Source organism: Macellibacteroides fermentans (assembly GCF_013409575.1).
GTDB classification, from domain to species: Bacteria; Bacteroidota; Bacteroidia; order Bacteroidales; family Tannerellaceae; genus Macellibacteroides; species Macellibacteroides fermentans.
In genome coordinates, this window is record NZ_JACCCY010000001.1 from 1,147,544 (window position 1) to 1,172,519 (window position 24,976).

20 protein-coding genes and 3 tRNA genes are annotated in these 24,976 nt (G+C 40.6%); 17 read left to right on the plus strand and 6 right to left on the minus strand.

Annotated features, from left to right (window positions below):
* Positions 1–19: 19 nt before the first annotated feature.
* Complete coding sequence (locus F5613_RS04865; RefSeq protein ID WP_179398881.1) at positions 20–493, plus strand: DinB family protein; 474 nt, start codon at positions 20–22, stop codon at positions 491–493.
* A 112-nt stretch (positions 494–605) separates the two neighbouring features.
* On the opposite strand, the gene F5613_RS04870 is transcribed toward F5613_RS04865, so the two are convergent.
* Positions 606–690, minus strand: a tRNA-Ser gene (locus F5613_RS04870).
* A 305-nt stretch (positions 691–995) separates the two neighbouring features.
* On the opposite strand from F5613_RS04870, the gene pflB reads away from it, so the two are divergent.
* Both pflB and pflA read left to right on the plus strand, forming a co-directional pair.
* Positions 996–3,224, plus strand: a complete 2,229-nt coding sequence (pflB, locus tag F5613_RS04875; protein WP_179398882.1) for a formate C-acetyltransferase — start codon at positions 996–998, stop codon at positions 3,222–3,224.
* A 64-nt stretch (positions 3,225–3,288) separates the two neighbouring features.
* The gene (gene pflA / locus F5613_RS04880; RefSeq protein WP_179398963.1) at positions 3,289–4,014 is read left to right on the plus strand and encodes a pyruvate formate-lyase-activating protein; all 726 of its coding nucleotides are present in this window, start codon (positions 3,289–3,291) and stop codon (positions 4,012–4,014) included.
* 14 nt (positions 4,015–4,028) lie between these two features.
* On the opposite strand, the gene F5613_RS04885 is transcribed toward pflA, so the two are convergent.
* Together F5613_RS04885 and F5613_RS04890 are read right to left on the minus strand one after the other, a co-directional pair.
* On the minus strand, positions 4,029–4,871 hold the full coding sequence (locus tag F5613_RS04885) for a DUF4249 domain-containing protein (RefSeq protein ID WP_179398883.1): 843 nt from the start codon (positions 4,869–4,871) through the stop codon (positions 4,029–4,031).
* Positions 4,838–7,147 (minus strand): TonB-dependent receptor, encoded by a 2,310-nt coding sequence (locus F5613_RS04890; RefSeq protein WP_179398884.1) that lies wholly within the window; start codon positions 7,145–7,147, stop codon positions 4,838–4,840. The genes F5613_RS04885 and F5613_RS04890 overlap by 34 nt, the downstream gene beginning before the upstream one ends.
* Positions 7,148–7,514: 367 nt before the next feature.
* Here F5613_RS04890 and F5613_RS04895 point away from each other — a divergent pair, with 367 nt between their 5' ends.
* Together F5613_RS04895 and F5613_RS04900 are read left to right on the plus strand one after the other, a co-directional pair.
* A complete protein-coding gene (locus F5613_RS04895; RefSeq protein ID WP_179398885.1) occupies positions 7,515–8,432 on the plus strand; it encodes a cation diffusion facilitator family transporter in 918 nt (305 codons plus the stop codon).
* Positions 8,433–8,489: 57 nt separating this feature from the next.
* Entirely contained in the window at positions 8,490–9,137 is a 648-nt protein-coding gene (locus F5613_RS04900) for an HAD family hydrolase (protein ID WP_179398886.1), read from the plus strand.
* 82 nt (positions 9,138–9,219) lie between these two features.
* Here F5613_RS04900 and F5613_RS04905 read toward each other — a convergent pair.
* Positions 9,220–9,293 (minus strand) — tRNA-Ala (locus tag F5613_RS04905).
* An 80-nt stretch (positions 9,294–9,373) separates the two neighbouring features.
* Here F5613_RS04905 and F5613_RS04910 point away from each other — a divergent pair.
* The gene (locus F5613_RS04910; protein WP_179398887.1) at positions 9,374–9,691 is read left to right on the plus strand and encodes a DUF4286 family protein; all 318 of its coding nucleotides are present in this window, start codon (positions 9,374–9,376) and stop codon (positions 9,689–9,691) included.
* Entirely contained in the window at positions 9,684–10,244 is a 561-nt protein-coding gene (gene ruvC, locus F5613_RS04915; RefSeq protein WP_179398888.1) for a crossover junction endodeoxyribonuclease RuvC, read from the plus strand. Before F5613_RS04910 ends, ruvC begins: the two co-directional genes overlap by 8 nt.
* 68 nt (positions 10,245–10,312) lie before the next feature.
* Here ruvC and gdhA read toward each other — a convergent pair whose 3' ends face one another.
* The gene (gene gdhA / locus F5613_RS04920; RefSeq protein ID WP_179398889.1) at positions 10,313–11,647 is read right to left on the minus strand and encodes an NADP-specific glutamate dehydrogenase; all 1,335 of its coding nucleotides are present in this window, start codon (positions 11,645–11,647) and stop codon (positions 10,313–10,315) included.
* Positions 11,648–11,755: 108 nt separating this feature from the next.
* Here gdhA and F5613_RS04925 point away from each other — a divergent pair, with 108 nt between their 5' ends.
* Complete coding sequence (locus tag F5613_RS04925) at positions 11,756–14,722, plus strand: PEP/pyruvate-binding domain-containing protein (protein ID WP_179398890.1); 2,967 nt, start codon at positions 11,756–11,758, stop codon at positions 14,720–14,722.
* 80 nt (positions 14,723–14,802) lie between these two features.
* Here F5613_RS04925 and sfsA read toward each other — a convergent pair whose 3' ends face one another.
* Positions 14,803–15,495 carry a DNA/RNA nuclease SfsA gene (gene sfsA / locus F5613_RS04930; RefSeq protein ID WP_179398891.1) on the minus strand — a complete coding sequence of 231 codons (693 nt, stop codon included), beginning with the start codon at positions 15,493–15,495 and terminating at the stop codon, positions 14,803–14,805.
* 99 nt (positions 15,496–15,594) lie between these two features.
* Here sfsA and F5613_RS04935 point away from each other — a divergent pair.
* The 9 genes from F5613_RS04935 to F5613_RS04975 all read left to right on the plus strand — a co-directional run bounded on the left by F5613_RS04935 (position 15,595) and on the right by F5613_RS04975 (position 24,934).
* Positions 15,595–15,667 (plus strand) — tRNA-Trp (locus F5613_RS04935).
* A gap of 228 nt (positions 15,668–15,895) precedes the next feature.
* Positions 15,896–17,470 (plus strand): SUMF1/EgtB/PvdO family nonheme iron enzyme, encoded by a 1,575-nt coding sequence (locus F5613_RS04940; protein ID WP_068184345.1) that lies wholly within the window; start codon positions 15,896–15,898, stop codon positions 17,468–17,470.
* Positions 17,471–17,507: 37 nt separating this feature from the next.
* Positions 17,508–18,896: a Gfo/Idh/MocA family protein gene (locus tag F5613_RS04945; protein WP_179398892.1), complete on the plus strand. Its 1,389-nt coding sequence runs from the start codon at positions 17,508–17,510 to the stop codon at positions 18,894–18,896.
* A gap of 82 nt (positions 18,897–18,978) precedes the next feature.
* Complete coding sequence (locus tag F5613_RS04950; protein WP_394353440.1) at positions 18,979–19,824, plus strand: sugar phosphate isomerase/epimerase family protein; 846 nt, start codon at positions 18,979–18,981, stop codon at positions 19,822–19,824.
* Between the two features lie 21 nt (positions 19,825–19,845).
* Positions 19,846–20,535: a helix-turn-helix transcriptional regulator gene (locus tag F5613_RS04955; RefSeq protein ID WP_179398894.1), complete on the plus strand. Its 690-nt coding sequence runs from the start codon at positions 19,846–19,848 to the stop codon at positions 20,533–20,535.
* An 11-nt stretch (positions 20,536–20,546) separates the two neighbouring features.
* Positions 20,547–21,131, plus strand: coding sequence for a response regulator transcription factor (locus F5613_RS04960; protein WP_179398895.1), 585 nt, complete (start codon positions 20,547–20,549; stop codon positions 21,129–21,131).
* 9 nt (positions 21,132–21,140) lie between these two features.
* Positions 21,141–21,755 carry an ABC transporter ATP-binding protein gene (locus tag F5613_RS04965; RefSeq protein ID WP_179398896.1) on the plus strand — a complete coding sequence of 205 codons (615 nt, stop codon included), beginning with the start codon at positions 21,141–21,143 and terminating at the stop codon, positions 21,753–21,755.
* A gap of 3 nt (positions 21,756–21,758) precedes the next feature.
* Entirely contained in the window at positions 21,759–22,544 is a 786-nt protein-coding gene (locus F5613_RS04970; protein WP_179398897.1) for an ABC transporter permease, read from the plus strand.
* 74 nt (positions 22,545–22,618) lie between these two features.
* Complete coding sequence (locus tag F5613_RS04975) at positions 22,619–24,934, plus strand: TonB-dependent receptor (RefSeq protein WP_179398898.1); 2,316 nt, start codon at positions 22,619–22,621, stop codon at positions 24,932–24,934.
* Positions 24,935–24,976: the final 42 nt, after the last annotated feature.

Sequence of the window (24,976 nt, forward strand, 5' to 3'; positions counted from 1 at the left end):
ATACAAATTTGAGAATGTTATGCAAGGAAATGATTTTAAACTAATAACCGACGGCATTAAAAAAGTAATTGATGCGGAACAGGGCTTCTTAAGTGCTCTGCCGGTTGATGTGATTACCCTCAGGCGGAACAGCCAGAATCGGTCTATCAAACAGATACTGGGGCACCTGGTCGATTCGGCCTCTAACAATCACCAGCGCATGGTTAGGCTGCAATATTGTAAAGACTTACTTTTCTTTCCCGACTATCGCCAGGACAATGATTTGTGGATCGCTTTACAAGATTATCAAAATGCCGATTGGGAAAATCTGATTCAACTGTGGAAGTTTTTTAATCTTCACATCATCCAGGTGATTAATTCCGTAGATCTATCGAAGCTGGACAGCTACTGGTGCGACTTTGAAGGGACAAAAGTTACACTAAAAGAGATGATTGATGGCTACCTTGATCACCTGCACCTCCACATCAGAGAAATAAAGGAATTGGCTTTATAACCGTTTGCAAAGAGACTCCTTCAGTCAACCTCATCTTATTCTCTACCCATGACTTTTGGGGATAAAAAAAAGGGTGTAAATCGCATAACTGCTAAATTTACACCCTTTGTTGCGGAGAGAGAGGGATTCGAACCCCCGGAACCTCTCAGTTCAACGGTTTTCAAGACCGCCGCGATCGACCACTCTGCCATCTCTCCAAATGACGCTTCGATTGCGCTGCTTTTCAAAAGCTCTGCAAAGGTAGAACTTTTTTTGAAAACACAATGATATTTTGTAAACAATTTTTCATCTTTGCACCTTATTAATCCTAAGTAATTAAGAAACAACAAGATATTATTTACAGTTTAACTCATGTATTTATTTTAATTAACCTGCAACCTTTTTATTTATGTTTTATAACACTATTTATTAGCATAAATGAACAAAATCTGCTCTAAAACGCTTATTTTTGTAGTCTCGAAGATATAAGACTATCAATTATTAAGATCATAGTTATAATTTTATGGAATTAAACAAAAACTTTGCTGATGGTATTTGGAGTAAGGAGGTTAATGTAAGGGATTTCGTAATGAGGAACATCACTCCGTATGATGGGGATGCTTCTTTCCTTGCAGGACCAACCGAGCGTACAAAACGCATCTGGTCTGTATGCCTTGCTGCTCTTGCCCAAGAACGAGCTAACAACGGCGTCCGTTCAATTGACAACAAAACAGTTTCTACCATTTCTTCTCATAAAGCAGGATATATTGATAAAGAAAACGAGTTGATCGTGGGTTTGCAGACAGACGAATTGCTGCGCAGAGCCATCAAACCGTTTGGAGGTATCAATGTGGTTGCAAAGGCTTGCAGCGAAAATGGATTGGAAGTAGATGAAAAGGTAAAGGATATCTTTACTCATTATCGTAAAACACACAACGATGGTGTGTTTGACGTTTATAATGACGAAATCCGCTCTTTCCGTTCGTTGGGTTTCTTAACAGGTCTGCCTGACAACTATGCACGTGGCCGTATTATTGGTGACTACCGCCGATTGGCATTGTATGGTCTGGATCGTTTAATTGAGGCTAAGAAACAGGATCTGGCTAATCTGACAGGCCCGATGACTGAAGCCCGCATTCGTTTGCGTGAAGAGGTTAGCGACCAGATCAAAGCTCTTAAGGAAATTAAAGTTTTAGGCGAATATTACGGTTTGGATCTGACCCGTCCGGCTTATACAGCTCAGGAAGCTGTTCAATGGGTTTACATGGCTTACCTGGCTGCGGTTAAAGAACAGGATGGTGCTGCGATGTCATTGGGTAATGTTTCCTCTTTCCTTGATATCTACATTGAGCATGATTTGAAGAACGGCACTATCGACGAATCGTTTGCTCAGGAGTTGATTGACCAGTTTGTAATTAAATTGCGTATGGTTCGTCACCTCCGTATGAATTCATACAACGAAATTTTTGCCGGCGATCCAACCTGGGTTACCGAATCGATTGGTGGACGATTGAACGACGGCCGTCATAAAGTAACAAAAACTTCCTTCCGATTCCTGCAGACTTTATACAACCTGGGACCGTCTCCGGAACCTAACATGACTGTACTTTGGTCTCCGCAACTGCCCGAAGGTTTCAAGAACTTCTGTGCACAGGTTTCCATCGACACATCGTCTGTTCAATACGAAAACGACGACTTGATGCGTGATATCCGTCACAGCGATGACTATGGTATTGCTTGCTGCGTTTCATTCCAGGATATTGGTCGGCAGATCCAGTTTTTCGGAGCTCGTACCAACCTTGCCAAGGCGTTATTGCTTGCAATAAATGGCGGACGTTGCGAAAACACAGGTACCGTAATGGTTAAGGATATCCCTCAATTAAATAGCGATGTGCTGGACTATGAAGAGGTGATGGCTAATTACAAAAAGGTACTGAAAGAAATTGCACGTGTATATAATGATGCGATGAATATTATTCATTACATGCACGACAAATATTATTACGAAAAGGCACAGATGGCATTTATTGACACCAATCCCCGTATCAACCTTGCCTATGGTGCTGCAGGTCTGTCTATTGTAGCCGACTCGCTTTCTGCAATCAAATATGCTAAAGTGAAAGCTAAACGTAATGACATCGGTCTGACGGAAGGTTTCGATATTGAGGGTGAATTCCCTTATTACGGTAACGACGATGACAGAGTGGATTCAATGGCCGTTGGTATTACTCAGTATTTCAGCGATTTGTTGAATGAACTACCTGTATATAAAAATGCACGTCCTACTCTTTCAATCCTTACAATTACCTCGAATGTGATGTATGGAAAGAAAACAGGTGCCACTCCCGACGGACGTCTTAAAGGTGTAGCCTTTGCTCCGGGTGCTAATCCGATGCACGGACGTGATGAGAAGGGTGCTATTGCTTCATTATCTTCGGTATCAAAAATCAATTATGATGATGCACAGGATGGCGTAAGTAATACATTCTCGATCGTTCCACGTTCTTTAGGAGTAACTCCCGAAGATCGCGTAGATAATCTGGTATCCATGATGGACGGTTATTTCTCCAAAAAAGCGCATCACCTGAATGTGAACGTATTAAATCGCGCCATGTTGGAAGATGCGATGGAACATCCTGAGAATTATCCTCAGCTTACAATCCGCGTTTCTGGTTATGCTGTGAACTTTGTTCGATTGAGCCGCGAACATCAGCTGGAAGTTCTGTCAAGAAGTTTCCACGAAAGATTCTAAATATATTATAGCTGAAGGACAGTCCAGAAGGCTGTCCTTCTCTTTTCTTTATAATGCAGATATGATGATAAATGTACATTCTTACGAGTCGATGGGCACATTTGATGGCCCGGGACTACGATTGGTAGTTTTTTTGCAGGGCTGTAACTTCCGGTGTTTGTATTGTGCGAATCCGGATACAATACCCTTAAAAGGCGGAAAACCTACCGAAGCTGAAGAGATTGTGCGCATGGCCCTTAGTCAGAAGGCATTTTTTGGTAAAAAAGGAGGAATAACCTTTTCAGGAGGCGAGCCTACTCTACAGGCAAAAGCCCTGATACCTCTGTTCAGACGATTGAAAGAAGAGGGCATCCACATTTGTCTGGATAGCAATGGAAGTGTTTTAAATGATTACAGCAAGGAGCTGTTTAGGCTGACGGATCTGGTATTGCTGGATATTAAGGAATTTAATCCCGAACGTCATTTTCGAATCACTGGACGGGAAAATAATTTCACCCTCGAAACTGCGGCCTATTTGCAGGCTAACAATATTCCGATGTGGATTCGCTATGTGCTTGTACCCGGACATACGGATTTTGAAGCAGACATACGCGCCATGGGTGAGCACTTTCAGTCGTATTCAATGATAAAACGCATTGAAATATTACCTTATCATACGTTGGGTGCTCATAAATATGAAGCACTGAAGAAACCCTATCTGCTTAAAGGTGTAAAAGAAAATACTCCCGAGCAACTGGACCATGTACGCAAATTATTTGAAGAATATTTCCCTGTTGTATTTGTAAACTGATTGACTGCTAACCATCAGGGAACAATTACACTCTTTCTGGAGGGGGCATATCCTGCAAAATAGCCGACTGCTCCATTGGTAAGGTTGGTTACAATATTGGATGGCGGCCCTCCAAAAAAGGGATTCTCTCCGTTGACGGAACTCTTGCACTGGGTTATAAAGTCGTAATACCCCTTCTCCACTCTATCAATTTCAACTGCAACCGTATCGCCCGACTGGACAAACAAAACTTTATTGGGGTCGTATTCGCCCTGATTGTTCTGATCGGAGAATGTATATACCAGCAATCCGTTGAGGTATTTACCATCAATCAGTTTATCGTCGAATGCCATAAGCCACGTAATCATTACGGTTGCCAAACCTCCATTGATATAAAATCGGGAAACATAGTAATCGGGTCCCAAAGGCTCTTGCGCAAAGAGATTGATGGTATAATAATGACGCCCCAGTACACGCATCGAATTAATCTGAAGCGAATCGATACGGAATGGCTCCTTTATGGTGGTGGAAGCATTATACATTTCATCCGCTCCGTCGTTATTGAAATCGTATGCTATGCGAAGATTATAGGTAAGACCTACTATTCCAGCCACTTTACGTTCGGTCTGATATACTCCTTTCTTGCGAGCCAGCTCTTTTAACTTCCAAACCTGCTTGCCGTCTGTTGATTCAATGGTGACTTTGGCATCGGAAATCTGTAAATTTGAATCGTTCTTAAAATAAGGTGCTGAACGGCTTATTTCGATGGTCTGGTAACTGGTTTCGGTTGTAACCGATCCATACACAACCAATACAGGATCTGTATCGTTGGTTTGAACCTCTATCATTTCTGTACAAGAAGATAAAAGTATACCCATACATATAAATAGTGTACGCATAAGAAGACTCCAAACAGATACGTACTTTCAGCATATGGAATTCCGGATTTATGATCGTATCCGTACGTTATCATGTAAGGATTGTTACGATCGTACGCATTATAAATGGGAATATTCCATTCACTCTTCCATCTTTTGGCTGACTTTGGATTCGGTTTGTAGTTAAAAGAGAGGTCCAGCCGGTGATAATCCGGTCGGCGGGAATCATTCCTTCCCGAATAAATCGGGAGATATTCATTTTTTATTCCAAAGCGGCCGCTCGGATAGGTTATTGGCGAACCTGTTGTATAGATCCATGTAGCCGAAAGACTAAATTTGTCGGACAGCTCATAGTTTAGCGCTATCTTAAGGTTATGAGGTTTATCGTAAGGTGATAAGTACGTCTTCCCATCATTTATACCCGGGATAGTACGTTCAGCATGCGAATAGGTATAATTTACAAATCCATTGATCCGACCGCTGTTCTTCTTCACCATCAGTTCAATACCATAAGCCTTTCCTTTACCAATCCTGAGTTCTTTTTCGAGCTGCTTATTCAAAATGAGATCTGCATGGTCTTTAAAGTCAATTACATTATTCATCTGTTTATAGTAAACCTCCAGGGAAGCCTCCAATGTATTATTCATCAGATTCTGAAAATATCCGGCAGATACCATGTCAACCTGTTGAGGTTTTACATTCGGACCGGAAAAGAACCAAATATCGAGTGGAGAACCCGAGGAAGAGCTATTTGCCAATTGTATAAATTGGACATTGCGTGCATAGTTTGCTTTAAATGAAGAGCTTTGCGAAAATTTATATATCAAACCCACCCTGGGTTCAATTGCATTGAAACTATTATAAATCTGACCAGACTTGTACGTTACAGAGTCTGCAACAACATCATTTTCGTTATAACGATACACCGTTGCTTCTCCAATATTATGAAACATCGTCCATCTTAAACCATACCTGAGAACCAACTTATCTGACAACTCTTGTTGATTTAACCAGTAAACAGCATGTTCCATAGCCAGATTACGTGGTATTGTATATTTTCCATAATCGGGAGTTTCAACATTCCCGGGTACAAAACGATGAAATGTTGCCGTAAGTCCGTACGAGAAATCAAGGTATTTATTTATATAATGAGAATAATCCGTACGCAACATCAAATCATGCAAACTGGCATCCCATTGTATCCTTGCTCCCTCAATATCAGTTAAGACTCCGTAATTGTAATTGCTGAAGTTTACACTGTATTTCCCATATAATTTGTCACTAAATGTATGAGTCAAGGTAAGTGATGCAGCTGTATTGCCATAATTCACCCCAAAAACATCTACACCGAAATTATCTCTTCCATAGTATGCATTGAACGAAAGAAAATCTCTGCTTGACAACCTATGACTAATTTTTGCATTCAAATCGTAGAAATAAAGCACCAACTCTTCCAGAGACTTATCTCCGGAAAGTTTAATCATCATATCAGCATAACTTCTTCGACCACCAATCAACCAGGATGTTTTTTCTCCGATGGGTCCCTGCAACACCAGCCTGCTGGAAATGAGGCCTATTCCTCCGGTTGCAGTTAATCTTTCCGGCATTCGGTCTATTGTCCGGATATCTAGCAAGGAAGATAGTCTGCCTCCATATTTTACCGGAATATCTCCTTTATAAAGCTCCAGGTCACTAATGACATCGTTATTGAATATGGAAAAAAAGCCCATGAGATGAGATGCATTATACACCGTTGTGTTGTCTAGTAAAACTAAATTCTGATCCGGATTACCACCTCTTACACTAAATCCGGTACTACCTTCATTTCCTGCATGTACACCCGGCAGTAGTTGTATCGCCTTCATAAGGTCTACCTCTCCCATAAAGGATGGAAGTTTACGGATTTGGCTTATGCTCAGCCTTTCAACCCCAAGATTAGGTCTGGCAATATTATCGCTGCTGTTTTTCCCCGTAACGATTATTTCTTTTAGAAATGCATTGCTGTTAAGATCAATATCCAACGTATGTGAACCGGATACAGGAACACGCAATGTCCTGTTCTCAAATCCAATATGAGATATTTGAACCGTGTAAATTCCAGGTTCTTTTATAAACAAGGAGTAGTTACCTTCGTCGTCGGCAACGGTCCCGATTTTCTGCTCAACAATATAAATAGATGCCCGCGAAAGAGATTCTCCGGAAGAACGATCTGTGATCCTTCCCTGAAGTGCGTATTTAAAGGATTCATTTTGAGCCAAAGAAAAGATTCCGCACATCAAAAGACATGTTAAAATAACCAGCTTGATAATCATACTAAATAGTGTCTAAAAGAAAAATACCCCTACAAAACCTATAAAAACAATTAAAATAATAATTCTAAACCTACCTAAATTCTAAACAATCTAATTAATAATCTAAACTAAATAATCTGATATAATTCGGGAAATAATGCTCTTTATCTATGTAACATATCAATCTCAAAATAAGTTGAATATTCTTTCATGAAATATTATATCTTTGCATTTCCTTTTTAAATAAGGAAATGCAATTGATGAAACGAGCATGCATATAATTATCTGCTTCTGAAGAGATAAATAATAAACGCTGCTGGGAACATGCCTTTCAAACTAAAATTTTATTCGGATGAAAAATAGGGAAAAGATACTGATTCGGGCGTCGTGGATCAGTATTATTGGCAATGCCGCATTATCTATATCAAAGATATTTGTAGGTATCATTGCAGGCAGTATAGCGGTTTTAGGAGATGGAATAGACTCGGCAACTGATGTTGTAATTTCTATTGTCACCCTTTTTACTGCACGTATTGTAACCAGGCCTCCCAATACTAATTATGCTTACGGATACGAAAAGGCAGATACAATTGCAGCTAAAGTTCTTTCATTTGTCATATTTTTTGCAGGTATGCAAATGTTGATATCCTCGGGAAAAAATATTCTGTTTGCCGTTCCGCGCGATCTTCCTTCTATTATAGCAATCTATGTAACTCTGTTTTCCATGATTGGAAAACTTGGATTGGCTTATTATCAGTTCAGGCAGGGGAAATTGGCCGGGAGTCCGATGTTGATTGCCAATGCTAAAAATATGCGCAACGATGTGATCATATCTGCCGGAGTATTGGTGGGGCTCTTTTTCACCTTCTATCTGGACATGCCGATACTTGATTCCATAACCGGACTCCTGATTAGTTTATATATTATTCGCTCTGCCATACATATATTCATGGAGAGCAATGTTGCCTTGATGGATGGGGTAAAAGACACCTCTATCTATACTAAAATATTCGAAGCTGTTGAAAAAGTGCCCGGCGCATGCAATCCACACCGGGTAAGATCCCGTCAGATCGGAAATATGTATATGATAGTACTTGATATTGAAACTGATGGAGAACTTACACTAAATGAAGCGCATGAGATTGCCGACAATGTTGAGGTTAGTATAAAACAGAATATAGAAAACGTTTACGACATAGTAGTTCATATCGAACCTATCGGGAAACACCACTCGGAAGAGAAATTTGGTTTAAACAGAGACATCCTCTAAATGGATGTGAACAACTTCTTTTAAACCGAAACCATGTATTTAGCATAAAACAGAGAAATGATAAAATTAGTAATTTTTGATCTGGATGGAACGCTTATCAATACCATCGCAGATTTGGCAAACAGTACAAATTACGCATTGACTCAATGCGGATTTCCAACTCATCAAACCGATGCCTATAATTTATTTGTTGGCAATGGGATAAACAAACTTTTTGAAAGAGCGCTACCAGAGGGAGCAAAAACGGAAGAAAACATTTTGCGCGTGCGTAACCTGTTTTTGCCTCATTACGACAAACATGGACACAGCTTCAGCAAACCTTATCCAGGCATAACAGAATTGCTTGATACGTTGCAAAACAGAGGCTTCGAGCTGGCTGTTGCTTCAAATAAATACCAGGATGCAACTGAGAAAATGGTTGCTCACTTTTTCCCTGCTATTTCTTTCGTCAGCATATTAGGTCAGCGGGAAGGAATTCCTCCAAAACCGGATCCATCCATCGTTAACGAAATCATGGCAAAAGTGGGTGCAGACAAAGAAGAAACATTGTACATAGGAGATTCGGGAGTTGATATGGAAACTGTACGTAATAGTGGTGTAATTGGAGCCGGAGTAACATGGGGATTCCGACCCCGAAAAGAATTGGAAAGATTTGCTCCCCGCTACATTATTGATTCTGCCGAAGAGGTGCTGAATCTGATTTAAGCGAATTAGAACTTATATTAAAAATGAAAAGCACCCATAATTTGGATGCTTTTCATTAACAACTTTCAATTATTTAACCAAGTGGAGAATATCGGACTCGAACCGATCACCTCGACACTGCCAGTGTCGCGCTCTAGCCAGATGAGCTAATCCCCCTTTTTAAATTTCGAGTGCAAATATAAGGCTTTTCCTGATATAACAACTATATTTGTATAATATTTTTACAATTAATTGAAATGATAATTTACAATACAACCTTTCATATTGAAAATGAGGTACATCAGGAGTGTTTGAAATACCTGAAAAAAGAGTATATACCGAAAGCTGTTTCAAGTGGATTTATGTTAAATCCATGTTTGCGTAGAGTATTACAGAACGAAGGTAACGAAGGCGAAAGCTATGCAATTCAATTTCATGTAAAAAACAGAGACACGCTTAACTTCTGGTTAAAACAGGAAGGCATAGCATTACAACAAGCCCTGGTTGCCAGATTCGGGTCCAAAATAGCTGGATTTACAACTCTGCTTGAAGAGATAAAATGGGAAGATGAGTAAAGAAAGAATCATATTAGGAATCGACCCGGGCACCATTATTATGGGATACGGCATAATCCGGATTGAGGGTAAAAAACCTATCCTGGAAGCAATGGGAGTACTTCAATTAAACAAATACGAAGATCATTACGTACGCTTAAAAAAAATTTTCGACCGGGTATTAAGTCTGATTGACCAATACCATCCCGACGAACTTGCGATCGAAGCGCCCTTTTTTGGTAAAAATGTACAGAGTATGTTAAAACTGGGACGTGCACAAGGCACTGCCATATCTGCTGCTCTTAGCCGCGACATCCCTATTTTTGAATATGCTCCGTTAAAGATAAAGATGTCGATCACCGGCAACGGTCAGGCATCCAAAGAACAAGTTGCCGGCATGCTGCAACGCATTTTACATATTAGTAAAGACAACATGCTTCCGCAACTTGATGCAACCGATGGTCTTGCAGCAGCACTTTGCCATTTCTTACAAAGTAACAATCCGGTGAGCGATAAAAAATACTCGGGCTGGAAAGATTTTATTGCCAAGAATCCTGGCAAAGTAAAAGAATAAAGTATCGGTAAAAAAGAAGGGGAGTTAAGTTGCATAACCTACTCCCCTTGTCTCGTTTTAGTCTATTGTTATATTACACCTTGAGCCATCATTGCTCTGGCAACTTTCATAAATCCGGCAATATTTGCTCCTTTCACATAATTTATATAACCATTTTCTTTACCATGCTCAACGCATTGAGTATGGATATTACCCATGATAGTATGTAGTTTTGCATCTACTTCGGCTGCTTCCCACGAAATATGCATGGCGTTTTGCGTCATTTCAAGTCCGGACGTTGCAACACCTCCTGCATTTACAGCTTTACCCGGAGCAAACAATTGCTTGTGCTCTATAAACAAATCTACAGCCTCGGCGGTACATCCCATATTGGATACTTCTGCCACACAAAGTGTCTTATTGTTGATAAGCAATCTTGCATCATCTGAATCCAATTCATTTTGAGTAGCGCAGGGCAAAGCGATATCCACCTTTTGTTCCCATGGTCTTTTCCCCGGGAAGAAGGTAGCATTGGGATATTCATCCGCGTATGGAGCCACAATATCATTTCCTGAATTGCGAAGCTCCAACATATAATCTATTTTGTCTCCTGAAATTCCTTCCGGGTCGTAAATATATCCATCCGGACCGGATAAAGTAACTACCTTGCCGCCCATTTCTGTGGCCTTTAAGGTAGCTCCCCAGGCAACGTTCCCGAATCCGGAAACGGCAATCGTTTTTCCTTTAATATCAATATTATGAGTTTCCAACATCTGTTTAACGAAATACAATGCGCCAAAACCTGTAGCTTCCGGTCTCAGTATAGATCCGCCGAATTCCATTCCTTTACCCGTAAATGTACCTGTGTTTTCGCGGGCAAGCTTCTTGTACATTCCATACATATAACCCACTTCGCGACCACCAACACCGATATCACCGGCAGGTACATCGGTATCCGGACCTATATTACGCCATAATTCGAGGATGAAAGACTGACAGAAACGCATAATTTCGGCATCCGAACGTCCGCGGGGTGCAAAGTCGGAACCACCCTTGGCTCCACCCATAGGCAATGTTGTAAGTGCGTTTTTAAAAGTCTGTTCGAAACCCAGAAATTTTAAAATAGACAAGTTTACGGATGGGTGAAAGCGTATACCTCCCTTATACGGTCCAATGGAGTTATTAAACTGCACCCGATATCCCAGATTAACCTGAATTTCTCCTTTATCGTCTACCCAGGGTACACGGAAGGTGAAAATGCGATCCGGCTCAACCAATCTTTCAACAATCTTGTTTTTTTCAAATTCGGGATGCTGATTGTAAACATCTTCTATCGAAAGTAAAACCTCTTTTACGGCTTGCAAATACTCCTTTTCTCCGGGGTGTTTAGCTTCTAATGATGATAAAATAAATTCAGTTTTCATAACGTTAACATGTTTAAAAGGACTAACATTCTGATCACAAATGTAGGGATAAATATAGAACAACCAAGTTTTTTGCTTACTTTTGGACACTTTAAAGTGTTAAATCTTATGAGTGGTATTCCCGACTTCAAAAACCTTGTGTTCAAAGACACCTCGTTCGCTAATTTAATGAATAAGCGAATTTACAATATATTGCTTATTGCAACCAAGTACGATGCCTTTATGTTAGAGGACGACGGACGTGTAGATGAGCAAATTTTTAATGAGTATACATCTCTTAGTTTGCGTTATCCTCCGCGATTCACCCAGGTAACAAATGAAGAAGAGGCTCTTACGGAACTTAAAAAAAAGAACTATGAGCTGATTATCTGTATGCCAAACATGGATAGCAGAGATATTTTCGCAGCAGCTAAGGAAATAAAAATACACTATCCCGAGATCCCGATTGTTGTACTCACCCCTTTTTCAAAAGAGGTTTCGAAAAGAGTAGAAGGTGAAGATTTATCGGCGATTGACTATGTGTTCAGTTGGCTGGGTAATTCTGAATTATTGCTTGCCATCATTAAATTGATTGAAGACAAGATGAATGCCAGAGATGATGTGGATTCGGTTGGCGTACAAATAATTCTATTGGTTGAAGATTCCGTAAGATTCTACTCATCGGCACTCCCCCACTTATATAAATTTGTATTGGAGCAAAGTCAGGAGTTTTCTAAGGAAGCACTCAATGAACATCAAAGAACATTGAGAATGCGAGGACGTCCAAAAATCAAACTGGCACGGAATTATGAAGAGGCTGTCCGGATATTTGATCAGTATCGGGATAACATTCTTGGGATAATATCAGATATGAGTTTCATGCATGAAGGAGTAAAAGATCCTTATGCCGGATATAAATTTGGTCAATATGTACGAAAAACCGGATTAATCATCCCATTTGTATTAGAATCATCTGAGTCGTCCAACAAAGTGTATGCAGAAGAACTTAATGCCTCCTTTATTGATAAAAATTCAAAAAGCTATCCACAGGATCTAAGAAAAAAAATCATGCAAAGATTTGGGTTCGGCGATTTTCTTATTATCAATCCCGAAACGCGCAAGGAAATCATGCGTATCAAGGACTTAAAAGACCTACAGAGAAAGATTTTTGAAATCCCCGATAATTCATTGGTTTACCACTTATCCAGAAACCATTTCTCACGCTTCTTTTTCTCGCGTGCCATGTTTCCCCCGGCAGTTATTCTAAAAGATGTGGATGTGAGTGATTACAAAGACATGGATGAGGCGCGACAACTAATATTTGATCTGATTGTTCAATACCGACGCATGAAGAATTCGGGAATTGTTGCGGTATTCCAAAAAGATCGATTCGACGAATATTCAAACTTTGCCCGTATAGGTGAAGGATCGCTTGGAGGAAAAGGACGTGGTCTGGCGTTTATAGGGACCATGGTTAAGCGTTATCCCAATTGGAGTAAGGATAATTTTGAAATCAATATTCCGCGGACTGTCGTAATCTGTACGGATATTTTTGATGAGTTTATGGAGACGAACGAACTCTATCCGTTGGCGTTAAGTGATGCCGATGACGACACCATACTAAAGTATTTTTTACGCGCCAGTCTGCCTGCACGACTGATTGAAGACCTGATGGCTTTTTTTGAAGTTATAAAAAGTCCGATTGCCATCCGGTCGTCGAGTCTACTTGAAGATTCACATTATCAACCATTTGCTGGTATTTACGCCACATATATGGTGCCCAAGCTTGAAGATAAATATGAAATGCTTCGCACGTTGAGTGATGCGATCAAAGCCGTATATGCATCTGTATTTTACAAAGACAGCAAAGCCTATATGACAGCAACATCCAATCTTATTGATCAGGAAAAGATGGCTGTGGTTTTGCAGGAGGTAGTTGGCACCAAATATAACAATCGCTTCTATCCGACTTTCTCTGGTGTAGCACGTTCGCTTAATTTCTATCCGATTGGAAATGAAAAGGCAGAAGACGGGATAGCCAACATTGCTCTTGGATTAGGTAAATACATCGTCGACGGGGGGCTTACCTTACGTTTCTCTCCTCGTCATCCGCACAATATCTTACAGATGAGTTCGATGGATTACGCTTTGCGCGAGACTCAGACACGTTTCTACGCCCTTGATCTGGAAAATCTGGCCGACCAGTTTTCAATTGATGATGCATTCAACCTGCTTAAGTTAAGTCTGAAAGAGGCCGACCAGGATGGATCTCTAAAATTTATAACGTCTACTTACGATCCATATGATCAGATAATAAGAGATGGATATTATCCCGGTGGCAGAAAAATTATTTCTTTTGTAAATATACTGCAGCATGATGTATTCCCATTGGCCGAAACACTTAGTGCTGTACTACAAACCGGTCAGGAAGAAATGGGAAGACCCATAGAAATAGAGTTTGCCGTAAATCTTGATCCTTCCGATCCACGTAAAGCAATATTTTATTTATTACAGGTTCGCCCCATTGTTGATAATAAAGAGGTGATAAACGAAGATTTACGCAATGTTCCTAATGAAAGCACCATCCTTTCTTCAACCAGCGTTTTAGGGCATGGAATAGACAAGGAAGTACACGATATCATTTATGTAAAATCAGGATCTTTCAATTCCAGCAACAATCAGCTTATAGCGTATGAAATAGAGAAAATGAACCGAAAGTTCACTGATGAAAAGAAAAACTACGTTTTGGTTGGTCCTGGAAGATGGGGAAGTAGTGATACGTGGCTTGGTATTCCGGTAAAATGGCCTCACATATCCAATGCACGTGTGATCGTGGAATCAGGACTCGAGAATTACCGTATAGACCCAAGTCAGGGAACTCATTTCTTCCAAAATCTCACGTCATTCGGCGTTGGTTATTTCACTGTTAACCCGTTTAAACAAGATGGTTGGTTTGACGAAGATTTTCTGAATAAACAACCAGCGGTGGAAGAGACACAGTATTTACGTCATGTTCGTTTTGACAGTCCTATTGTTGTGAAGATGGATGGGAAAAATAGTCTGGGCGTGGTTATGAAACCAGCCGAGACTGTATAGAATATTCCAAAATAAAAGGATGTGATCTGATTAATTAAAAACAGGTCGCATCCTTATATGCTTGAACAGACGTCTCCTGATTAAATTTCAAATGGTATCTCCCTGTCTATGATTATTCCCCGGGGAGTGATAGTAGTGCCTGCAACAATCACCTCAACACCCTTTTTTGCCACCTCTTTCAGTGTGGAAGCATAGACGGGATCAATTTCTTTTGCCGGTCGGAAAAATTGCACATCCGAACGCATCAGCACATACAACATAGCTGTGTGGTATCCCTGACTCTTCGCCTCTGCCAGGGTGAGTAGATGCTTTTGTCCGCGTGTAGTGACCGAATCAGGAAATGAGGCTTCTCCATTTAACTTAAGAGTAACGCTTTTTACTTCAATAAACCATTTCTCATCTCCTCTCTCTGCGTAAAGATCAAAACGACTGTCTCCAAAGGTTACTTCTCGTTTTACTAAGTTAAAGCCCGACAAGGAAGGAATTACTCCTGCTTGTACAGCTTCAAAAGCCACGGTATTAGCATGTTGCGTATTGATACATACCCATCCACCATCCAAATAAATCAACTCCCATGTAAAGGCATTCTTTCGGGATGGATTTGATGAATGTGACAAAAGAACAGGTGCATCATTTTCAAGACACGTTTTCATGGAGCCGGAATTGGGACAATGAGCTGTAACAAGCTCTCCGTTGGTTAGCGTTATATCTGCCAAAAATCTTTTGTACCTTTTCAGCAATGTCCCCTGAGTTAATTCTTGTGTAAAATGCATGAAATAATGGTTTAAATGAAGAAATAATAACAAAAGTAAGTTCTTTTTTTAAAAAGCTATTGCTTTATTGAAATATTAAACTACTTTTGCACCCGCAATACGGGTCTAGCTCAGTTGGTAGAGCACTGGTCTCCAAAACCAGGTGTCGGGAGTTCGAGTCTCTCGACCCGTGCATAAAACGACACAGGTTGTCGTTTTTTTTATTTACACGCAATTTAATTCAGACCGAATTTAATTTCCTTTTTTTCACTATTTTCCGCCCAAGTATAAAAAAGCATAATTTAACGTTTATTTACGTTAAATCTATTTAACATTCACCATTATTTAAAGTGTATTTATTACTTTTATTCCCTCATTAAATCTAATAAAATCTAACGAAATTCGAGTACCGTAAAAAGCGATGACACACAGAAATTCAAACCGCTATAATCCTAAGGAAAGGTTTTATAGAAAGAAGTCATTTTTTCTTCTCGCCGGATTTCTCCTGGGAGCAGGATTAATCGTGGCCACCTATCAGACATCCGTCTATTTTTCAACAGATGAATCATGTATGATGTGCCACGTACATCCTCATGCAGAAGATAGCTGGAAAATGTCTAAACATGTCAATAACGGCAGTGGTGTTAAGACACACTGCGTAGACTGTCATTTACCGCCTAAGCATGATACTTGGGCCCATTATACCGCCAAAGCCAAACTTGGCATACGCGACGTATGGGGGTATTTAACAAAAGACAGTGCCGATTTTGATTGGGAAGCCAAATCACAGCTAGAATACGCAGTTACATTCATTCCGAACGAATCATGTAAAGAGTGCCATCAGAACCTCTTTCCTGAAGGAGTAACCGACAAGGGAATCACCGCCCATCTTTATTATGAAGAAAATGAGAAAAAACTGAATCTGCAATGTATAAGTTGTCACCTTGATGCAGGTCACTATAATCCCAATTATGCTCATTCGCAGATGACCGGTATTCCGGGACTAGCTGGGGCATCTGCAGATTCAAGCACATTTTTCAAAGAACCTGCACTTGTTACTGAGTTTAAGGATTACATAGAAACAATTCCGGGAACACCCGTTACCTTATCTATGAAGGCAATCCCGGGTGGCAGTTTCAAAATGGGTAGTCCTGAAAAAGAGCCGTTACGGGGTGAGGATGAAAGTCCTGTTCGCAACGTAACAGTAAGTCCGTTCTTTATGGCAGAAGTTGAGGTTACCTGGGATCAATACTGGGCATTCTACGGCAATACGATGAGTGAGGGAAGAACTCCTCCCGAAACCGTATATGCCAACAACAGTAATCCCGATGTAGATGCTATATCCGGTCCGACTCCTCCTTTTGGCTTTCCGGATCAGGGATGGGGTAGTGGCAACCGACCGGCTATAACCATGACACACTATGCCGCAGAAACTTTCTGCCAGTGGCTGTCAAAGAAAACAGGTAAAAAATACAGACTTCCAACTGAAGCAGAATGGGAATATGCTGCACGTGGTGGAACAAGCACTCCTTACTTCTTTGAAGGAGATCCCAAAGACTATTCCGATATTGGTTTCTGGAGAAAATTCTTTGATGCTGATACAGATATCATAAGTGAATATGTTATTTACAATAAAAACAGTAAAAACAAAACTCAGGAACCTTCTGCAGTTAAAGCCAATCCATTTGGATTAAAGAACATGTTGGGTAACGTAATGGAATACTGTGCAGACAAATATTCGCCCGACGCCTACAAAAAAGGGGGAGCCAGCGTTAAAGATCCAATTGTAAAAGAGGGTACCGAGTGGGTGGTTCGCGGAGGAAATTATACTTCCGATGCTTCCAAACTCCGTTCTGCATCACGCGACTATACTAAACACGATGCATGGTTGAAAACTGATCCACAGCAACCAAAAAGCATCTGGTGGTATTCTGATATACGAGGCATTGGCTTCCGTGTTGTCTGCGAACCCGATTCTTCTCTTAAAGCTAAATAAATTCTATATACCATTGTTACTTTAATTATTTTAGATCATGAAAAAAGAAAACAATCTCAGCAGAAGAGATTTCCTTAAAAATTCTGCCTTGATGGGAGCCGTTGGCACCTTGGGAGCTGGAGCAGCAGCTACAGCAGCTTTAACCTCTTGCGGCGGAGGCAAAACAGAAAGTAACGTTCTTAAGCCATTAAAGGAAGCCGGGACCTATTACATTCCGGAACTAACCGACATGGCCATAGACGGACAAGAGCTTAAAGCGGGTGTGATTGGTTGCGGCGGTCGCGGATCCGGAGCAGCCATGAATTTCCTGAATGCGGCTAACGGTGTAACTGTTGTTGCCCTTGGTGATGTTTTTCAGGATAGAGTTGAAGGCCTTGCAAAAAAGCTGAAAGACGAAAAAAACATTGAAATTGCAGCAGATAAATGCTTTGTAGGTTTAGATGCTTACAAACAGGTAATAGATAGTGGAGTGGACGTAGTAATTATCGCGACTCCTCCCTTGTTCCGTCCGGAACACTTTAAATATGCTACAGAAAAAGGCAAACACTCATTCCTTGAAAAACCAATCTGTGTTGATCCTACCGGATATCGTACGATTGTTGCTACATCCAAACAGGCCACAGCCAAAGGTCTATGTGTTGTAACAGGAACACAGCGTCATCACCAACGCAGTTATGTAGAATCCTATAAAAAGATTATGGAAGGTACCATTGGCGAAATTACGGGAGGTACAGTATATTGGAATCAGGGGATGCTTTGGTACAAAGAACGTCAGACCGGATGGAGTGATTGCGAATGGATGATCAAAGATTGGGTTAACTGGAAATGGTTGTCTGGAGATCATATTGTAGAACAACATGTACATAATATTGACGTGTTTACATGGTTCAGCGGACTTAAACCGGTTAAAGCAGTGGCATTCGGTTCTCGTCAACGTAGACTTACCGGCGATCAATACGACAATTTCAGTGTAGATTTTACCATGGAAAATGGTATACATTTGCACAGTATGTGTCGCCAGATAGACGGTTGTGCAACCAACGTAAGTGAATTTATACAGGGAACTAAAGGCTCTTGGGATAGTTCTACAATGGAAATTAAGGATCTTGCCGGAAATGTGGTTTGGAAGTATGACGGTGAAGCTGAAAAAGCCAATTTCAAACAAACAGATCCATATACATTGGAACATGCCAATTGGATTACCCACATTCGTTCTAAAAAACCAATTGCTCAGGCTGAAGAAACTGCCGTTTCCAATATGGCTGCAATCATGGGACGCGAATCAGCCTATACAGGAGCAGAAACTACCTGGGATGCGATGACCGCCTCAACAATTGATTACACACCCAAGGATCTCAATCTGGGCAAGATGGACATGAGCACTTTCGTTGTTCAGGTTCCGGGCAAACCAGTAGAAAAAAAATAACCGGATTATGACACTAAACAGAAGAAACTTTCTAAGAGCAACTCTGTCCGGTGCAGCAATTGCAACAGCAGGAGGCAGTCAAATGGTATTTGCCTCCTCTTGTTCGCAAGCTCAGCCGGTATCATCTGGAAATGTTACACTCAATCTTTCACTCCAGGAGGGATTGACTCCCGGAGACAACCTACAACAGAAGCTCGATTTTATGGAAGCAAATGGAGTTGTAGGCATCGAACTAGGTGGAGGTAACCTGTCCGGACGTGTAGGCGAAATCAAACAAGCCTTAAAAGGACGTAATATAAAAGTAAGTGCCATCTGTGCTGGTTTTAAAGGATTCATCCTATCAGAAAATCCCGAAATCAGAAAACAGTGCATGGATACCATGAAGGAAAATATAGCTGCTGCAGGTGAAGTAGGTTCAACAGGAGTTATCATTGTACCAGCATTCAACAATCAGGTACCTGTGCTTCCACATACAATGGAAACAAGAAACTTTCTCTGTGAACAATTTACTGAAATGGGAAACTACGCTGCAGAACATGGTACTACCGTTATTTTTGAACCTTTAAACAGGCGGGAGTGTTTTTATCTACGTCAGGTTGCTGATGCCGCCTCTATCTGCAGGGATATAAATAACAAGGGAGTGCGTTGTATGGGTGATTTCTGGCATATGACCTGGGAAGAAACATCGGATATGGGAGCCTTTATCTCGGCTGGAGAATATTTACAACACGTACATGTTGCCAGTAGAAAAAGACGCATCATGCCGGGCGAAGATGGAGAAGCTGATAACTATATTGATGGATTCAAAGGGTTAAAAATGATTGGTTATAACAAATACGTCAGTTTTGAATGTGGTTGCGAAGGCGACCGAAAGGTTGTTTTACCTGCCGCCCTCAAACTTCTGCGTGAACAATGGGAGAAAGCATAAATGCCGTTAGTAAATCCGACAATGAAATTAAGTGAGGTGGTTGAAGAACACACCTCACTTATTCCAGTTATCACCCGGTTTGGGATTCGCCTTGGTTTAGGCGACAAATCAGTAATACAAATTTGCGATGAATATGGGATAGATACAGATTTCTTTCTCATAATGGTTAATACATTTCTAAATGAAGAGTATTTTCCGGAAAAGAAACTACAAATGTTTCATACCTCGCAAATCATAGATTATCTTACCAAGACCAATATCTATTACAGCCGTTACCAACTACCAAATATAGAGAGACATCTATCATCCTTTATCTCTATGAGTGATAGAGGAAATGCATCACTGACTCTGATTGGTAAATTTTTCTCTACATTTAAAGATGAACTCATTTCGCGTATAGAGAAAGATGAGAAAGAATGGTTTCCTTATTGCCTGGCTCTTAGCAATAAATTGAATATTCAGCAAACATCTGAAGGGATTAAAGAATTGCAACTCTGCACTATTCAACGAAATGAGGATCGTATTGAAGCTTTACTCTATGATTTAAAGAGCATTCTTGTGAAGCACATATCAGGCGATTACAACGAAAATCTTTGCTATGCCGTAATATTCTCCATTCAAAGTCTGGAGAAAGACATCAAGCAACACAATCGCATCCGCTACCGTATTCTTGCTCCTATGGCGCTTGCGATGGAACAATTATGTAAATAAGAGAGCCGATTATGTATCACACTAAGCGTATAGCCATCATTCTGCCCGACACTTTACAGTCATCGGGTCTACAAAGCATTCTGACAGAGTATTTTGCTCCGGTTGAAACGAATTGCTTCTCAACCTACGAATCCTTTATGGCTACGGGAGGAGATATTTTCGACTACTACTTTACACTTTCAGAGACATTTGTACTCAATGTGGACTTTTTTTTGCCACGAAAAAGCAAAACTGTTATTTTAAGCGATTGTCCACTTTGTGGTGCAAGTCAGTCGGCCTACACCAATCTGCTCACTGTAAGGGCTCCCTTGGAAACTCTTATCGAACAAATACAACAACTATTTGAAAACGATGTTACTAATTTGGGAACCAGCGAAGGCAACAAAGAACTTAGTGCAAGAGAGATGGAAGTTCTTCAACTCGTTGTAAAGGGAACTATTAACAAAGAAATAGCCGACAAACTAAATATTAGTCTGAACACAGTCCTCTCACACCGGAAAAATATTACTGCAAAACTTGGAATAAAGACAGTGAGCGGACTTATATTTTATGCCATTATGCATGGAATAATTTCAGCAGAAGATATCGATTTATAAACATATAATATGATTCAATTTATTGGGACAACTATTCGCTACGAAAAAGAGCAACCTGTTCGGGAGTTTAATCTTGAAGTATCAAAAGGCGAAAAGGCAGTCTTCACAGGTCCATCCGGATCTGGTAAAAGTTCTTTACTAAACGCTCTTATGGGATTTGTTCCTCTTGCCTGTGGAGAAATAAGGATCAATAATCAGCTATTATCACCGGCAACAATAAACAAAATCCGTCAGGAAATTTCGTACCTGCCTCAGGAATTATCGCTCGATCTAGACACAGTGGGGGATTTGATTTACTATCCTTTCGAGTTTAAAAATAACCGGCACCTGAAACCTGATAATCACAAAATTAATGAAGTGCTAAAGTTGTTGCTTTTAGACGAATCAATTCTTTCAAAAAAATTATCAGAAGTTTCGGGAGGACAAAAGCAACGTCTCGGATTAGCCTCCGTTGTTTTGCTCAACAAGCCGATAATTATATTGGATGAACCAACTTCGGCTCTAGACGACGATTCGGCTGTTGCAGTTGCGAAGCTTATTGGCTCATTTAAGAAAACAACGGTTATATCTGCCTCACACGATTTACGGTGGATAGAGTTAATGGATACACAAATAAAATTATAACAGATGGGAGCACAAGATATTAGCTGGATTAATCTGATTAGCGGTTACCTACTACTGATTATCCCAATTTTAATATTCACATACTATAAAACCGGATTAATTAAAGATACCCTTTGGGCTGTTGGTAGGATGACAATTCAATTGTTGATGGTTGGAACCTATCTTGAATTCATATTTACACTTAACAGCTGGGTAATTAACCTTGTATGGGTGCTTATTATGATTGCAGTAACCGCCTTCACAGTAATCGACAGGGCACAGCTGTCCCGAAAATTATTTTTGCTGCCTGTTTTCGCTTCCGTGTTAATCAGTCTATCCGTTGTAGATCTTTATCTGTTGGGCATCGTGCTTAAACTGGACTTTATTTTTGATGCAAGATACTTCATTCCAATCACAGGTATGCTTATCGGCAACACACTGGCAGATATGGTTGTCTCCCTCAACAATTTCTACAAAGGGATAAGTAAGCAGCAGACAACTTATCGTTTTGCTCTGGCTAATGGAGCTAGCAGAACTGAAGCTCTGGCTCTTTTTATGCGTGAAGCCATCCGCGTTACAATGAATCGAAGCATAGCAACCATCGCCGTTATGGGGCTGGTGTCCTTGCCAGGGATGATGACCGGACAGATTTTGGGAGGAAGTTCTCCATCGGTAGCCATAAAATATCAGATTCTGATTATGCTCACCATCTTTGTATCATCTCTAATCACAAATGTGCTTACACTGTTATTTTCATGCAGAAAAGCATTCGATTCAATGGGTAATCTTCGAAAAGAAGTTATACGTTAAAATCACTACAAATAGTGATTGTAGATAAATGTTGCTTTTTGTTCCTTTGCGTGTAAATTCAATATCAAAAAACAATGAAGCAACTATATTTATTCGCCTTGTACCTTGCAGGCTTATTTATTGTCTGTGATGCGAAAGCAATACAAGACAATGCGACCGATACTCTTAGAATCTACCACATGGATGAAGTGGTAGTAACCTCATCAACCAAAGAAACAAATAACTTACGGAAACTTCCCGGATCCGTAACAATACTTTCCCCGCAGACTATTGGAGGAAATCAGATTGAATCGGTAAAAGATCTCAGCAGTTACGTACCGAACTTCTTTATTCCTGATTATGGATCCAAAATGACTTCGGCTGTATATATCCGGGGCATCGGGACTCGTAACAGCGGACAATCAGTAGGCCTTTATGTAAATGACGCTCCTTACATGGATAAAAGCACATTCGATTTTGAACTTACGGATATCCAACGGATAGAAGTACTTCGTGGTCCGCAAGGTACACTTTACGGACGTAATGCCATGGGAGGAATTATTAACATCTACACCCTCTCCCCCTTCGATTATCAAGGAACCAAGCTCTCTGTTTCGGCAGGAAATTACGGGCAGTTTAAAGCAAAAGCATCCCATTATAACAAACTTTTGGAAAATGTAGCTTTATCAATAGGAGGCTACTATGACCGGAACGACGGATTTTTCACAAATTCATTCAATGGAAAGAAAGCCGATAAAGAAGAATCTGTTGGTGCGCGTCTGGGGCTTGAATGGATGATTAGCCCCCAATTCAAAGCCATCTACAACTTTTCGTTTGATTATTCAGAACAGGGAGCATTTCCATACGGATTATACAATCCGGAAACAAAAGAAACTGCTGCGGTAAGTATAAACGATTCAAGCACATATAATCGTAGAATGATCGGCAATCAGCTACGATTGGAATACAAGTCCAATCAATTCACTCTAAGTAGCACAACTGGTTACCGGCATCTGAAGGACAACATGAATATGGATCAGGACTTTTCTCCACTTTCTATCTTCACACTCAACCAAAAGCAGAAACAAAACGCATTCAGTCAGGAAATAGCCCTAAAGTCTAATCAACCAACTAATTACCAGTGGTCTGTTGGCTTGTATGGGTTTTACGACGATCTGCATACGGATGGTCCGGTAACATTCAAGGAAGATGGAGTAAAAACAGTGCTTCAATCGGTGTTTGACCGACTTAAAGCAAGTATTCCCCGAATGCCTCAACTTATCATTCTGGATGAACAGATCTACATTCCGGGGTCGTTTGATACTCCAACCTACGGACTTGCACTTTACCACCAATCCACGATAAACAATCTGTTCTCAGAAGGATTATCTCTTACCGCCGGTATCAGACTGGATTACGAAAAGGCTGAGATGGATTACCACTCTGAAGCAAGTATGCATTTTGGTATGCAGATGGCACCGGGTATGCCGATGATTACCTTGCCCGAACTTCCAACAAGCGTTATGGATGGAAGTATTAACCAAGACTCATGGCAGGTTCTACCCAAAATCTCGCTCAAGTATGAATGTACCCCACGTACATTTACTTATATTTCGGCAGCAAGAGGGTATAAGGCGGGAGGTTACAACGTACAGATGTTTGCTGACCTGATACAAGATCAGCTTAAATATGACCTGATGAGTGCCTATGCTCCACAAATGGCAGTAGAACCCTCTCCAGTTAAAGATGTTGCATCCTACAAACCAGAATACAGTTGGAACTATGAAGCAGGCATCAAGAGTGAACTGATCGACAAAAGATTAACAGCAGAACTCACCTTGTTCTATATGGATCTTCGTGACATTCAACTCACTAAATTTGTAAACAGCGGCAACGGTCGAATGATAACGAACGGAGGAAAAGCAAGAAGTCTGGGAGCAGAAGCAACTATCCAGGCCCGTATTACTTCTAACCTCACCGCCAACATCAACTATGGATATACGAATGCCACTTTCCGGAACTATTTCCATGAAGAAAAACAAGGTTCCGAAATTATCCGGACTGACTATAAGGGAAATCATATTCCCTACACTCCTTCTCACACCTTCAGTGCTGGATTGCAGTATTCCAAGCTACTAAATAATTGTTGGCTTGATCAGTTTACAGCATCAGCTCAATACTCCGGAGCAGGAAAGATTTGGTGGACCGAAAAAAATGATATCGGACAAGACTTTTATGGTACAGTGAATGCCAAAGTCGGAGTTCGTAAAGGAAATATAAAACTGGATGTATGGACTCGCAACTTGTTGGATGCTGATTATACCGCGTTCTATTTCGAATCATTTGGGAATCCATATATGCAAAAGGGAAAACCGTTCCAGGTAGGCGCTGAAGTATCTGTGGCCTTCTGAAATCGAAAACAAAATTATTCGGGCTGATATAGGTATATATCG